Genomic DNA, 13,123 nt, shown 5'->3' with positions numbered 1-13,123 from the left:
GTCGAAGCCCACCCCCCCGAAGTCGAAGCCGTCTTCCCGCCGTCCGTCACGCGGTCCCCGGAGCTGAAACACCGTCATGCGTTACGCGAACATCCTGTCCACCGGCCGCTACGTCCCCGAGAAGCTCCTCACCAACGCCGACGTGGAGAAGATCCTCGGTGAGAAGGTGGACGAGTGGCTCCAGCAGAACGTGGGCATCAAGCAGCGCCACGTGATGGCGGACAACCAGGCCACCAGTGACCTGGCCGTGGCCGCCGCGAAGGAGGCGCTGGCCCGCGCGAAGGTGGACCCCAAGGAGCTGGACCTGGTGCTCGTGGCCAGTGACACGCCGGACTACCTGAGCCCCGGCACGTCGTCCGTGGTGCAGGCCAAGCTGGGCGCGGTGAACGCGGGCACGTACGACATCAACGCCGCGTGCGCGGGCTGGGTGACGGCGCTGGACGTGGCGTCGAAGACGATTTCGTCGGACGACAGCTACCAGCGCATCCTGGTGGTGGGCGCCTACGGGATGACCCGGTACGTGAATTGGAAGGACAAGAAGACCTGCACGCTGTTCGCGGACGGCGCGGGCGCGGTGGTGCTGGGGGCGTCCGACAAGCCGGGCTTCCTGGGCGCGAAGCTGCTCGCCAACGGCGAGTACCACGACGCGCTGGGCATCTACACGGGCGGCACGAACCGGCCCGCCACGGCGGAGACGCTGGCGCTGACGGACGGCAAGCCCGTGGTGCAGTTCGTGCGCAAGTTCCCCTCCACGTTCAACACCGAGCGCTGGCCCATCCTGCTGGACACGCTGCTCAAGCGCGCGGACCAGACGCTGGACGACGTGAAGCTGTTCGTCTTCACGCAGCTGAACCTGCGCACCATCGAAGCCACGATGAAGGCGCTGAACCAGCCCATGGAGAAGGCGCACTACACGATGGACAAGTGGGGTTACACGGGCTCCGCCTGCATCCCCATGACGCTGGACGACGCGGTGCTGCAGGGCAAGGTGAAGAAGGGCGACCTGGTCGCCTTCTGCGCCAGTGGCGGTGGCCTCGCCATGGCGTCCGCCCTCTACCGCTGGACGGCTTAGTCCCCCCATACCCCGCCTCATTCAGACAGGAGTTCTTCGCATGTTCATCGGGGACTGGATGGGGCGGGGTGCCCTCTACTGGCCGGACGCGGTGGCCGTGGTGGACGTGGCCCGGAAGGACGCGGGCCGCTTCACCTACCGGCAGATGAACGCGCGCGCCAACGCGCTCGCGGGCTGGCTGCGGGACGTGGCGGGCGTGCAGCGCGGCGACCGCGTGGCCATCGTCGCGCACAACGGCGTGGAGTACCTGGACACGCTGTTCGCGTGCGGGAAGCTGGGCGCCGTCTTCGTTCCGTACAACTGGCGGCTGCACGCGGCGGAGCTCACGGAGGGCGTGCGCGCCATCCGCCCGCGCGTGCTGCTGTTCGGAGACGACTTCAAGGACGCGGTGGCCCAGGTGCGCGAGCACGTGGGGGACGGCCTGCGCCTGGTGTCGCTGGAAGCGCAGGGCCTGCCGGGCGCGGATCCGTACGAGAAGGCCATGGCGTACGCGCCCGCCGCTCCGGAGGCTCCGGTGACGAACGACGCGGTGAGCGAGGAGGACATCCTCTGCCTGCTCTTCACCGGCGGCACCACCGGCCGGTCCAAGGGCGCGAAGATTTCGTACCGCATGGTGGCGTGGAACACGCTCAACACGCTGGTGCATGAAATCCGTCAGGGCGACGTGACGGTGACGCACACGCCGCTGTTCCACACGGGCGGGCTGCTCGTCTACACGCTGCCGCTGCTCACCGCGGGCGGCACCGTGGTGCTGATGCGCCGGTGGGACCCGGACGAGATGCTGGGCCTGGTCGCGAAGGAGAAGGTGACGCTCTTCTTCGCGGTGCCCACGCAGTACCAGCAGTTGATGGACTCGCCGCGCTGGAGGGGGACGGACTTCTCCTCCGTGCGCTTCGTGACCAGCGGTGGGGCGCCCCTGCCGGTGCCTCTGCTCCAGGCGTGGCAGGCGGTGCACCCGGTGCCCTTCAAGCAGGGCTTCGGCATGACGGAGTTCGGCCCGGGCATCTTCAGCATGGGGCCGGAGTTCGCGGTGTCCAAGGCGGGCTCCATTGGCCGGCCCAACTACTTCATCGACGCGAAGCTGGTGGACGACGCCGGCCACGCGGTGCCCGTGGGCGGGGTGGGGGAGCTGGTGCTGAAGGGGCCCTCCATGTGCTCCGGCTACTTCGAGGACGACGCCGCCACGAAGGAGGCCATCAGCGCGGACGGCTGGTTCCACACCGGGGACCTGGCGCGCGTGGACGCGGATGGCTTCTTCACCATCGCGGGCCGCAAGAAGGACATGTTCATCTCCGGCGGAGAGAACGTGTACCCGCTGGAGCTGGAGTCCGTCCTCTACGAGCACCCCGCCGTGCAGCAGTGCGCGGTGGTGGGCGTGCCGGACGCGAAGTGGGGCGAGGCGGGCCGGGCCTACGTGGTGCTCAAGCCGGGCGCCGAGGCCTCGGCGGACGCGCTGCTCGAGCACCTCAAGGGCCGGGTGGCACGCTTCAAGGTCCCCAAGCGGGTGGAGCTGATGAAGTCCCTGCCGGTGTCCCCGGCCGGCAAGATTCTCAAGCGCGAGCTGCGCGAGGCGGCCATCGCCGCTGACGCGCGGGCCGCTTCGTGACGCACGGATTTTCCTCTCTCAAGCAACGCAACCAGGAGCGCGCACATGGCTGATACATCCAGGAAGGTCGAGATCCGGGACATCCCCACGCAGCGGCTCCGGGTTCGCGCGCGGCTGGTGGGCGAGGACGGCTTTCCCGTCATCTTCGTGCACGGCAACTGTTCCTCGTCCGCGTTCTTCGAGTCGCTGATGAAGACGCTGCCCGAGGGCTTCCGGGGCATCGCGCCGGACATGCGCGGCTACGGGCACACGGAGGCGAAGGCCATCGACGCGACGCGCGGCATGCGCGACTTCGCGGATGACCTGGTGGCGCTGATGGACACGCTGTCGCTGAAGCGCGCGGCGTTCGTGGCGCACTCGGCGGGCGCGGGCATCGTGATGCAGCTGTCCATCGACCACCCGGAGCGCGTGGCCGGCCTGGTGGTGGAGGCGCCGCTGTCTCCCTACGGCTTCGGTGGCACGAAGGACGCGGACGGCACGCCGTGCTGGGCGGACTTCGCGGGCTCCGGTGGCGGCACGGCCAACCCGGACTTCGTGCAGCGGCTGAAGACGAAGGACCGCTCCACGGAGTCGCAGACGTCGCCGCGCAACGTGATGAACGGCTGCTACGTGAAGCCGCCGTTCCGCCACCCGGACGAGGAGATGCTCCTGGACTCCGTGCTGGATACGCACGTGTCGGACGAGCTGTACCCGGGCAACTTCGAGAAGTCGGCGAACTGGCCGGGCGTGGCGCCGGGCACCACGGGCATGAACAACGCCATGGCGCCGGCTTACTACAACACCTCCGCCTTCGCGGCGCTGACGAAGGGGCCGGACGTGCTGTGGATCCGCGGCGCGGACGACGCCATCGTTTCCGACACGTCACTGTTCGACTTCGGCTTCCTGGGCAAACTGGGCGCGGTGCCGGGCTGGCCCGGGGATGAGAAGTACCCGCCGCAGCCCATGGTGTCGCAGATGCGCAAGGTGATGGATCGCTACGCGGCCAACGGTGGCCGCTACCGCGAGGTCGTCCTCCCGGACACGGGCCACAGCCCGCACCTGGAGAAGACGAAGGAGTTCCACGACCTGCTCGTCCCGTTCCTGCAGGAGCACGCCCGCTAGGCGTTCCTGACGTGCGGTAAGGCTCGCGAGGCCCTTCCGGGGAGCCCCTGGGGGGCGTCGTGTGTCCCGTGCGTCCACTCTCAGTCGCAGTCCGCTGTCGCCGCACCCTTCACCCAACCGGAGGTCCGCATGCGAAGCAACTGGAGTTTGTCGCTCACGGCCGCATTGCTGATGGCAGGTTGCGGGGCAGAACCGCCCGCGGAAGCACCCCCGACGCAGGAGTCCGTCGCCACGGCCGAGGCTCCGCTGGACGCGGACCTGGCCCCGTACTTCGACGCCGTCCCCACCTTCACGGGCAACTACCGGGTGGTGGGCACGTACACTCCGCCCACGTGGTCCTGGGGGCAGATTGAGCTGCTGGAAGGCAAGCAGCGCTTCCGCACGGAGTACTACAACCCGCGCACGCTGAAGCTGCGTGACCAGGACACGTTCCAGTCCAGCGACTACCCGCTGAAGACGTACTTCGGTTCGCTGAACCAGCAGCTGGTGAACGCGTTCAACCTCCACTACGGGAACAGCTGTGCCACGACGACCGGGGCCACCTGTCCCACGCCTGGCCCCACCAAGCCGGAGGCGCGCTTCGTCCTGCTGCACAAGGGGCGGGCCACCGCGGCGCGCACCTGTAACGTCAATCTGACGCCGACGCTGCTGGTGCACGGCGCCATCCAGGACGCGAACGTGTGGATGTTCCCCAACGGCAACAACGGTTCGGGCGGCACCTACGGCGGCGCGGCGCAGCTGACGGGCATGGTGCAGGACCTGGAGTCGAAGGGCCGCTGCGTGTACGCGGTGACGTTCGGCTCGTTCCACGGCGACAACTTCAACCACGCCATCCACGTGGCCAACGCCGTGCAGCGCGTGAAGGCGCTGCACCCGGGCGTGGCGCGGGTGGACGTGGTGGCGTGGAGCAAGGGCGTGCTGGCGGTGGACCCCTGGCTGGAGAACGCGGCCACGTGGGGCGGCTTCAGCGCGACGCGCTTCTTCGAGCGTCTGGCCAAGGAGCAGGCGTCGCAGGTGCCGGCGTATGACGACTCGGTGCGCGTGTACGTGCCGCTGTCCGGCCCGCACAAGGGCATCGACCTGAACTTCCGCCACCCCATCCACACGCTGACCATCGCGAGCACGGCCTCCAACGCGCCGGTGGGCCGTGGCCCGATGCCGTGGACGTACTTCTCCGCGTTCCAGTGCGTGACGTTTGGTTATGACGTGCCCTGGTTCAAGAATCCCTACGCGGAGAGCGTGTGCGCGGGTTCCGGTGGCACGTGGCCGGACTACTTCCGCCGCATCTACCTGTCGAACATCACGGGCCTGTCCAGCACGGGCACGCCGGTGTCCAGCAGCACGCTGCAGACGCTGAACACGAACCAGGGCCTGTCCGCGTCGTCGTTCAAGTTCGACGACTACAACATGAGCCTCTTCGGCGCGGTGAACGACAGCGGCAAGTACGTGACGGCGTACCCGGGGCAGCTGCAGGCGGCGTATGACCTGCGTGGCACGTACCCGATTCCGGACCGCAGCGCGTCCGCGTGGGACAACATCGATCCGGACGAGAACCGCTACTTCCCCTGGCTGGACACGAAGCTCATCTACAACCCGCTGAACCCCTGGATTGCCGCGGGCTACATGCAGTCGAGCGACCACCGCGTGTGCCGCACGACGGCGTTCGACCCGGTGGGCTCGCCGTGCTTCGCGTTCCACGCGTACAACACGAACCAGAACCGTGAGGCGTACGACTCGCTGATGTACGGCAAGTACCGCATCATGGACGGCCTGGGCATGGCGGCGGCCATGGAGATGGGCGGCAAGTTCATCACGCGCCTGGCGGAGCACGGCGTGGATTCGCGCCTGCCGTCGCTCTACGTGCTGTACGGCACGACGGGCGGGGCGACCCCGTTCGAGACGGACGGCATGACGTCCACCACGTCCACGCTGCGCAGCGACGGCGTGCTCTTCGAGGCGAGCATCGCGGCGATGACCCAGCTCACCCAGGGCTGGACGGCCGCGAAGAAGACCGCCGACGCGAAGCAGGAGGGCATGGCCTATGACCACCTGAGCATGGGCATCACCCCGGCGGTGTGGAACAAGATCTCCACGCACTTCGTTTCGCGGGACTAGCGGTTCGTCAGGGCTGCTGCTGGGGGCGGGGTGGAACGCTGACTCCCAGCAGCATGCCCATGTCCCGGACGAGCTTGTCGAAGGAGTCCGCGCGGCGGGCGGCTTCGAGGTCGAAGACGCTCGTGAGGGCGGGCTGGTGGATGGTTGCTCGATAGCCTCCCGGCATTCGCTGCCCGAGCCAGCCCTTCGCGTCGCGAATACGCTCTGGATGCGATGGGGCGATTAAGTCAGCGGGTAGCCCGCGCTGGCCACGCAGGGATTCAGCGGCGGTGAGGAACCAAGCCTCGTACTCGCACTGTGCGACGACCACCGAGATGATCCGGTCGGAGCGTTGCTCACAAGCCCAGTCCAGGAGCTGCGGGCCCAGCACGCAAGGCAAATCATCGTCGGCGTCTAGCAAGACGAGGATGCGGCCCTCATCTCCAACCTTCCGGGCCATAAACTCAACGGCGTCTTGCAAGACGGCCTTCATGACGAGTTTGTTTCGCTTGACGCGAAGAGGCGGAAGCGGATCCGGATGGACTGGCGACTGCAGGTAGTGCGCCAGTCGAGTCACGAGAATGCGAGCAGCAGGAACCTCTCCATCTCCCTCGACGATGATTCCCAGTTTCATCAGGCGTCGTGCTCCCAGAGCTTGAGCAGATCTGGTTGAGGGATAGCTTCCCGATCGGGAGATAACTGGTTGGCTTTCAGTAGTTCTCCCGCCGTGTAAAGGCGGTCCTTCAATGCAGACCGGGTTGCTTCGTCTACTTTAGCGATGAGGCTCCTGCCCTGCTCAGAGACCACCGAGAGGATTTCGTCTCCATGGATGCTAGAGTCGTCGAGCAGGTCCGGGCTATGACTGGTGACGATGATCTGCGCGTACTGGGAGGCATCCCGAAGCGCATCGCGCAGTACGCCTGCAGCAGCGGGGTGGAGTGCTATTTCTGGCTCCTCAATGCCTATGAGCTGAATTTTTGGCTCGGATCGAGGCTGGAACATGGCGACCAGAATGCCTAGGGCCCTAAGGGAGCCGTCGGACATGTTGATCGCCGGAAACTGCGAGAAGTAATTCGTACCTATGGGCTTCTGTAGGAAGATCAGGGTCTCCATGTGGCCAATAGGGCCACGATTCACAGCCTCCAGGTTGGGAACAATCGCTTTGAGATAGTCCTCAATGCGGTCCTTCGTTGAAGTGGCATCCCGTTTCGTCAAGCGATCCAGAACGCTTGGAAGATTGGAGCCGTCCCGAGCAAGAAGTTCGCCCTTGTCTGGAGGCTGTGGTGCCCTGAGTTGGTCAGGGTTGAGGTGATAGAACCCCATGGCTGAGAGTGCATCGAAGATTGGGCGGAATTCTGGAAGCCCTGATGCATTGACCAGATAGAGGCGATCTTCTGTTGCGGGAGGCGCGACTGGATTTGGTTTGACGAGAAGGACTCCTCTGCGAACGTGGTACGTCGCAGTCCCGATAGAGCACTCTTCCTCCTCCACAACATGTTCGCCAAACTCCCTAACGCCGATGCCTACCGAGTAGTGACCGCAGGCTCCGTCAGGCAGGTGGAAGTCGAGACGAATGTCGAAGCGATTGGGGTTGTCGTTCGAATGATGCACGAGCAACTCTGCTCCGCCTCGGCTCCTGAGTGCGGAGTCCAGTGAGGTCCGCAAGGCATCCGTGATGAGTCTCAATGCATCCAGGAAGTTACTCTTGCCAGAGCCATTCGGGCCCACGAGGAACGTCAGCGGCCCCAAGGCGACGTCACAGGCCTCGATGCTGCGGAAGTTCCGTAGGGTCACGCGTGAAAGCAGGGGCGGTCGACGTCCTTGGGGATTGGGGGACGGCCCGGGGCTCTCAGCGGAAGGCATCTTGCGTTCTCCTGCAGTAACTCGTGCGTAGTGCGCACTTCATTGTGCCAGTAGGCCCATGATGCGGCAGGACGCAACATCCGCATCCTGAATCCAACAAATCCGTGGGCTTCGCTCTAGCATCCAGGGGCATGCCCATCGTCCACGACTGGCTGGCCCGGCGGGCTTCGCTCGCCCCGGAGCGCACGGCGCTCGTTGATTCGCTCCGGGGTGGGCGGCGCATCTCGTGGGCGGAGTGGAATGACTCCGCCCACCGGACCGCGCTGCTGCTTCGCGACCTGGGCGTGGGCGTGGGGGACCGCGTCTCCGTGCTGGCCTCCAACGGCGTGGAGACGCTGGACCTCGTGTTCGCCTGCGCCAAGCTGGGCGCCGTGCTCCAGCCGCTCAACTGGCGCCTGGGCGTGGAGGAGCTCCACGGCCTGCTCTCCGATGTCGCCCCCTCCGTCGTCTGCTTCGGGCCGGAGTTCCGCGCTCAAGTCGACGCCTTGCGCCCCCGGCTCCCGGCGCACTGGGTCTGCCTGGCGGATCCGCTCTTCTGCTCCCGCGAGACCCTGACCGGCGCGCTGCCCTCCATCGAACTGGAGGCGGATGCTCCCTGGGTGCTGTGCTCCACCGGTGGGAGCACCGGGCTTCCGAAGTCCGCCGTGCTCACGCATGGCTCGCTCACCGCCAATGCCGTGAACACCGTCGTCAGCTGGGGCCTCACCCAGGACGACGTGGCGCTGCTCAACGCGCCCCTGTTCCACACCGGCGGCCTCAATGTCTTCACGCTGCCGCTGGTGCTTGCTGGCGGCGCCTCCGTCGTGTGCCGGTCCTTCGACGTGGCGCAGTGCTTCGACCTCATCCACTCGGGCTCCGTGAACCTTGTGTTCGGAGTGCCCACCATGTTCATCGAGATGCAGCGGCATCCTCGCTTCGAGGCCGTGGACTTCTCCCGACTCAAGCTGCTCATCAGCGGCGGCGCTCCCTGTCCCGCTCCCGTCTTCGAGCGCTTCTTCGCCCGTGGCATTCCCTTCCGCACCGGCTACGGCCTCACCGAGGCCGGGCCCAACAACTTCTTCCTCCCCGACGCCGTCATGCGCACGCACCAGGGCTTCGTCGGCGTGCCCCTCTTCCACGTCGAGGCGCGCATCGACGGTGAACAGCGCCCCGGTGACGTGGGCGAATTGCTTCTTCGCGGCCCCCACCTGTGCGCCGGCTACTGGCGCCGCCCGGAGGAGACCGCCCGCGTCTTCGTGGACGGCTGGCTCCATACCGGCGACCTGGCCTCCCGCGACGCTCAGGGCCTCTTCCGCATCGAGGGCCGCGCCAAGGAACTCATCATCTCCGGCGGCGAGAACATCCACCCCTCCGAGGTCGAGAGCGTCCTCGCAGGCCACCCCGACGTCGCCGAGGTCGCCGTCATCGGCGTCCCCGACCCCAAGTGGGGCGAAGTCCCCCGCGCCCTCGTCGTCCCCCGACCCGGTGCGGCACCCACACTGGAGGCGCTGGGCGCCTTCTGCTCGGGCCGGCTTGCCCGTTACAAGCTGCCCCGGACGCTGCGGCTGCTGGACGCCCTGCCTCGCACCCCGGCGGGCAAGGTGGACCGGCGGGCGCTCACCCGGCTGCACGGCGAGCCCTGAATTTCCGTCCGTTGCGGCCGTCCCCCTGAAACCCTCTGGATGGCCCGCCGGACCTCCGTTCGTAATATTTCGTCATGGGCCCGTAGCCCCTTGGAAATGTAGGGGTGAGAGGTTGCAGGTCGCGGCCCGGAGGCGGACCGCGGGGCCCGGACTTAACGGAGAGAAGCCCGGGCCCTCATTCGCCTCCGGTCCGCATCCCTCGCGGAGACCCGACCCATGGAGACAACCCCTCGCCCCACGCCCTCCGAGGAGGCCACCATTCAGGTGCTCCTCGTCGAGGACGATGAACGCCTGGCGCGGCTCACCGCCCGCTACCTCCAGGAGCACGGCATCATCGTCACCGTCTCCGCCTCCGGCACCGACGCGCTCCTCCAGACGGCCCGCCACACCTTCGACGTCATCCTCCTGGACCTCATGCTCCCTGGCCGCGACGGCCTGGAGGTCTGCCGCGAGCTGCGCACCCGCACGGACGTCCCCATCATCATGCTCACCGCGCGCGGCGAGGAGGCCGACCGCGTCCTGGGCCTCGAGTCCGGCGCGGATGACTACCTGCCCAAGCCCTACTCGTCGCGCGAGCTGCTCGCCCGCATCCGCGCCCAGGTGCGCCGCGCTCGCGGCAAGGTGGGCCCTACCAGCCACCCCGTGCACGCGGGCCGCCTGGTGCTGGACCCTCGCAGCCTGAGCGCGTCCCTGGACGGCAAGCCGCTGTCCCTCACCACCTACGAGTTCAGCCTGCTGCGCGTCCTGGCCGAGCGCGCTGGCCGCGTCCTCAGCCGTGAGCAGCTGCTCGACCTGGTGAAGGGCAGCGCGGACGAGGTGTTCGACCGCTCCGTGGACGTGCACATCTTCCGCCTTCGCCAGAAGCTGGAGGTGGATCCGCGCAACCCGCGCCTGCTCAAGACGGTCCGCGGTGCCGGCTACATGCTGGCCACCGAGACCGAGGCGGAGCCGTGAAGTTCTTCCGGATGCCCATGGGCCTGCTCCCCCGCATCTACCTGGTGGGAGTCATTCAAATCCTGCTCGTGGGCGTGTCGCTCATGCTCGCGCGCGACCTCCTGCGCAACGAGTCCTGGCGCAACCGCTTCGACGACGAGCTGTCCTACTTCGTCGACGAGTGGTCCGCCCTGCGCGACACCCCCGCCGAGCTCCAGGCGTCGCTCGAACGCGCCCAGCAGCGCATGGGCATGCGCGTCACCCTGCGCGACGCGGAGGGGACGCTGCTCGGCAACACGCGTCCGGACCCCGCGCCCCCGCTCAGGCCCGAGGAGCTCTCCGCCGTCAGCTCGCGCGTCACCCGCAGTGGCCCTCGCGGCCCGTTCCCCGGGGCTGGCAGCGGCCCTGGCCGCATGCTGGTGGTGAGCCCCTTTCCGGGCCCCATCCAGGTCTATGCCGCCGTGTCCCTGCCCCCGCCGCCTCCTCCTCCGGACGGCGACCGGCAGACGGCCATCATCGTGGGGCTCGTGCTGGCGTGTACCGCCATCACCTCCGTCGTCTTCGCGCGCACGCTCGCGGGCCCGCTGGAGAAGCTGGCGTCCGCGGCGCGTGCGTTTGGCGCCGGACGGCTGGACGTGCGCGCGGGCCTGCGCCGCAAGGACGAACTGGGCCTGGTGTCCGAGGCCTTCGACGAGATGGCCGGCCGCATCACCCAGTTGCTGCGCTCGCAGAAGGAGCTGCTCGCCAACGTGTCGCACGAACTGCGCACGCCCCTGTCCCGCATCCGCGTGGCGCTGGACCTGGCCGCGGAGGGCGACGCGCAGACGGCGCGCGAGCTTTTGCCCGACATCACCGAGGACCTGTCCGAGCTGGAGCGCCTGGTGTCGGACGTGCTCACCACGTCCCGCCTGGAGCTGGTGACGGAAGGCGCCAGCGGCGTGCCTCCCTTGCGCCTGGAGCGCGTGGACGCGAACGCGCTCCTGGACAAGGCCGCCGCCCGCTTCCACACCGCCCGGCCGACGCACCGGCTGGAGGTCCAGGTGGACGGCACGCTGCCCGCGCTGGAGGCGGACCCCGTGCTGCTGCGGCGCGTGTTGGACAACCTGCTCGACAACGCGGGGAAATACTCGGAGCCCGGCACCACCGTGAAGCTGCACGCTCGGGCGGCGGGCGACGGCCTCCAGGTGGACATCCAGGACCAGGGCATCGGCATCGAAGCGCAGGACCTGTCTCGCGTGGGCACGCCCTTCTTCCGCACCGACCGCAGCCGCGCTCGCACCACCGGCGGCGTGGGCCTGGGGCTGGCGCTGGTGCGCCGCATCCTGGATGCGCACCACGGCCGCCTCACGCTGGAGAGCCAGCCGGGCCAGGGCACCACCGCGCGTGTCGTGCTCCCCGGAGTGGGAGCGGTGGACACACCGGATGGCCGCCTCGCCGCGGGTCATCTTTCGTAATAGAGACGAGATTCGCCGAAACATTTCAAAACGTAGATAAGGGGCATGAAGGCCTTGAGCGAGATGCCGCGGGAAGCGCCGGCCCTGGCGCCGGTGGAGCTGGATGAGGACGAGGGTCGCAAGCGTGGCATTCCGCGCTGGGCCTGGGTCCTGGCAATCCTGGTGGTGGCGGGCGCGGGGGTGTTCTGGCGCATGCGCGCTGGAAACCAGGCGGACGCCGTCACCTACGACACGACCCCCGCCGAGGCCCGGAAGCTCACGGCCAAGGTGACGGCCACCGGCACCGTGGCGGCGCTGGTGACGGTGCAGGTCGGCAGTCAGGTCTCCGGTCGCATCCAGGAGCTGATGGTCGACTACAACTCGCAGGTGAAGAAGGGGCAGGTCATCGCCCGCATCGACCCGCAGCTGGTGCAGGCCGCGCTGGACCGGGCGAAGGCGAACATGATGGCCTCGCGCGCGAACCTCCAGAAAGCGCGCGTCAACGCGGACGTGGCGAAGAAGCAGGCCGTGCGTTCGCGCGAGCTGCGCGCCCAGCAGTTCATCTCCCAGTCCGAGCTGGAGACGGCGGAGTCCGCCGCCGCCAACGGGCAGGCGGAGGTGACGGCCGCGGAGGGCTCGGTGGCCCAGGCGCAGGCCGCGCTCAACGAGGCGGAGGTGAACCTCAAGTACACGACCATCGTGTCGCCCACGGACGGCATCGTCATCTCGCGCAGCGTGGACGTGGGCCAGACGGTGGCCGCGTCCCTCCAGGCGCCGGTGCTCTTCACCATCGCGGAGGACCTGCGGAAGATGCAGGTCAACACCAGCATCGCGGAAGCGGACGTGGGCAAGCTGCAGCCCGGCCAGAAGGCCACCTTCACCGTGGATGCCTTCTCGGGGGAGACCTTCGAGGGCGTCATCCGGCAGATCCGCAACGAGGCCATCACCGTGCAGAACGTGGTGACCTACCTGGCCGTCATCGACGTGCCGAACCCGGACCTGAAGCTCAAGCCGGGCATGACCGCCAACGTGACCATCGTCACGCAGCAGAAGGACCAGGCCCTGTCCGTGCCCAATACGGCCTTGCGCTACCGCCCGGTGCCGTCGCCGGACGCCGCCGCGCAGGCTCCGGCCCAGCAGGCCCCGGCCGGCATGCGCACCGTCTACGTGCTGCGCCGCCAGCCGGAGCAGAAGCCGCAGCCCGTCGCCGTCAACGTGCGCACCGGCATGACGGACGGCACGTTCACGGCTGTCTCTTATAGACATCTCCGAGCCCACGAGACCGGAGCCTAGCTCGTATGCCGTCTTCTGCTTGAAAAAAAACAAGATCGAAGAACCGACCGCCCTTCAGCACGATACCGGCCGGCACGCGGCCGCCCCCCTGGTCAATGAAACTACC

General features: G+C 67.9%; 10 protein-coding genes. 8 read left to right on the top strand and 2 right to left on the bottom strand.

Annotation, left to right across the window (positions count from 1 at the left end; translation table 11 throughout):
* Positions 1-76 precede the first annotated feature (76 nt).
* The 4 genes from D7V77_RS34250 (at position 77) to D7V77_RS34235 (ending at position 5,894) form a co-directional block, all read left to right on the top strand.
* Positions 77-1,072 carry a 3-oxoacyl-ACP synthase III family protein gene (locus tag D7V77_RS34250; RefSeq protein ID WP_120580475.1) on the top strand — a complete coding sequence of 332 codons (996 nt, stop codon included), beginning with the start codon at positions 77-79 and terminating at the stop codon, positions 1,070-1,072.
* Positions 1,073-1,112: 40 nt separating this feature from the next.
* Complete coding sequence (locus tag D7V77_RS34245; protein WP_120580474.1) at positions 1,113-2,678, top strand: long-chain fatty acid--CoA ligase; 1,566 nt, start codon at positions 1,113-1,115, stop codon at positions 2,676-2,678.
* 45 nt (positions 2,679-2,723) lie between these two features.
* Positions 2,724-3,779: an alpha/beta fold hydrolase gene (locus D7V77_RS34240; RefSeq protein WP_120580473.1), complete on the top strand. Its 1,056-nt coding sequence runs from the start codon at positions 2,724-2,726 to the stop codon at positions 3,777-3,779.
* A 129-nt stretch (positions 3,780-3,908) separates the two neighbouring features.
* Positions 3,909-5,894, top strand: a complete 1,986-nt coding sequence (locus D7V77_RS34235; protein WP_120580472.1) for a triacylglycerol lipase — start codon at positions 3,909-3,911, stop codon at positions 5,892-5,894.
* 7 nt (positions 5,895-5,901) lie between these two features.
* On the opposite strand, the gene D7V77_RS34230 is transcribed toward D7V77_RS34235, so the two are convergent.
* On the bottom strand, positions 5,902-6,507 hold the full coding sequence (locus tag D7V77_RS34230) for a DUF4276 family protein (RefSeq protein ID WP_120580471.1): 606 nt from the start codon (positions 6,505-6,507) through the stop codon (positions 5,902-5,904).
* Complete coding sequence (locus D7V77_RS34225) at positions 6,507-7,736, bottom strand: AAA family ATPase (RefSeq protein ID WP_120580470.1); 1,230 nt, start codon at positions 7,734-7,736, stop codon at positions 6,507-6,509. Before D7V77_RS34225 ends, D7V77_RS34230 begins: the two co-directional genes overlap by 1 nt.
* A gap of 131 nt (positions 7,737-7,867) precedes the next feature.
* Here D7V77_RS34225 and D7V77_RS34220 point away from each other — a divergent pair, with 131 nt between their 5' ends.
* From D7V77_RS34220 to D7V77_RS34205, 4 genes are all read left to right on the top strand, one after another.
* A complete protein-coding gene (locus D7V77_RS34220) occupies positions 7,868-9,358 on the top strand; it encodes a long-chain fatty acid--CoA ligase (RefSeq protein ID WP_120580469.1) in 1,491 nt (496 codons plus the stop codon).
* Between the two features lie 216 nt (positions 9,359-9,574).
* On the top strand, positions 9,575-10,312 hold the full coding sequence (locus tag D7V77_RS34215) for a response regulator transcription factor (RefSeq protein ID WP_120580468.1): 738 nt from the start codon (positions 9,575-9,577) through the stop codon (positions 10,310-10,312).
* Positions 10,309-11,745, top strand: coding sequence for a HAMP domain-containing sensor histidine kinase (locus tag D7V77_RS34210; RefSeq protein WP_120580467.1), 1,437 nt, complete (start codon positions 10,309-10,311; stop codon positions 11,743-11,745). Before D7V77_RS34215 ends, D7V77_RS34210 begins: the two co-directional genes overlap by 4 nt.
* Positions 11,746-11,790: 45 nt before the next feature.
* The gene (locus D7V77_RS34205) at positions 11,791-13,017 is read left to right on the top strand and encodes an efflux RND transporter periplasmic adaptor subunit (RefSeq protein ID WP_233597403.1); all 1,227 of its coding nucleotides are present in this window, start codon (positions 11,791-11,793) and stop codon (positions 13,015-13,017) included.
* Positions 13,018-13,123 lie beyond the last annotated feature (106 nt).

The sequence above is a fragment of the Corallococcus sp. CA041A genome (genome assembly GCF_003612075.1).
Classification (GTDB): domain Bacteria; phylum Myxococcota; class Myxococcia; order Myxococcales; family Myxococcaceae; genus Corallococcus; species Corallococcus exiguus.
Note: the sequence above shows the minus strand (reverse complement) of the source record. Positions and strands in the feature narration are given on the sequence as shown.

Coding starts and splice junctions, on each gene's coding strand:
- D7V77_RS34250 (WP_120580475.1), top strand. CDS start 77: ATGCGTTACGCGAACATCCTGTCCACCGGCCGCTACGTCCCCGAGAAG.
- D7V77_RS34245 (WP_120580474.1), top strand. CDS start 1,113: ATGTTCATCGGGGACTGGATGGGGCGGGGTGCCCTCTACTGGCCGGAC.
- D7V77_RS34240 (WP_120580473.1), top strand. CDS start 2,724: ATGGCTGATACATCCAGGAAGGTCGAGATCCGGGACATCCCCACGCAG.
- D7V77_RS34235 (WP_120580472.1), top strand. CDS start 3,909: ATGCGAAGCAACTGGAGTTTGTCGCTCACGGCCGCATTGCTGATGGCA.
- D7V77_RS34230 (WP_120580471.1), bottom strand. CDS start 6,507: ATGAAACTGGGAATCATCGTCGAGGGAGATGGAGAGGTTCCTGCTGCT.
- D7V77_RS34225 (WP_120580470.1), bottom strand. CDS start 7,736: ATGCCTTCCGCTGAGAGCCCCGGGCCGTCCCCCAATCCCCAAGGACGT.
- D7V77_RS34220 (WP_120580469.1), top strand. CDS start 7,868: ATGCCCATCGTCCACGACTGGCTGGCCCGGCGGGCTTCGCTCGCCCCG.
- D7V77_RS34215 (WP_120580468.1), top strand. CDS start 9,575: ATGGAGACAACCCCTCGCCCCACGCCCTCCGAGGAGGCCACCATTCAG.
- D7V77_RS34205 (WP_233597403.1), top strand. CDS start 11,791: ATGAAGGCCTTGAGCGAGATGCCGCGGGAAGCGCCGGCCCTGGCGCCG.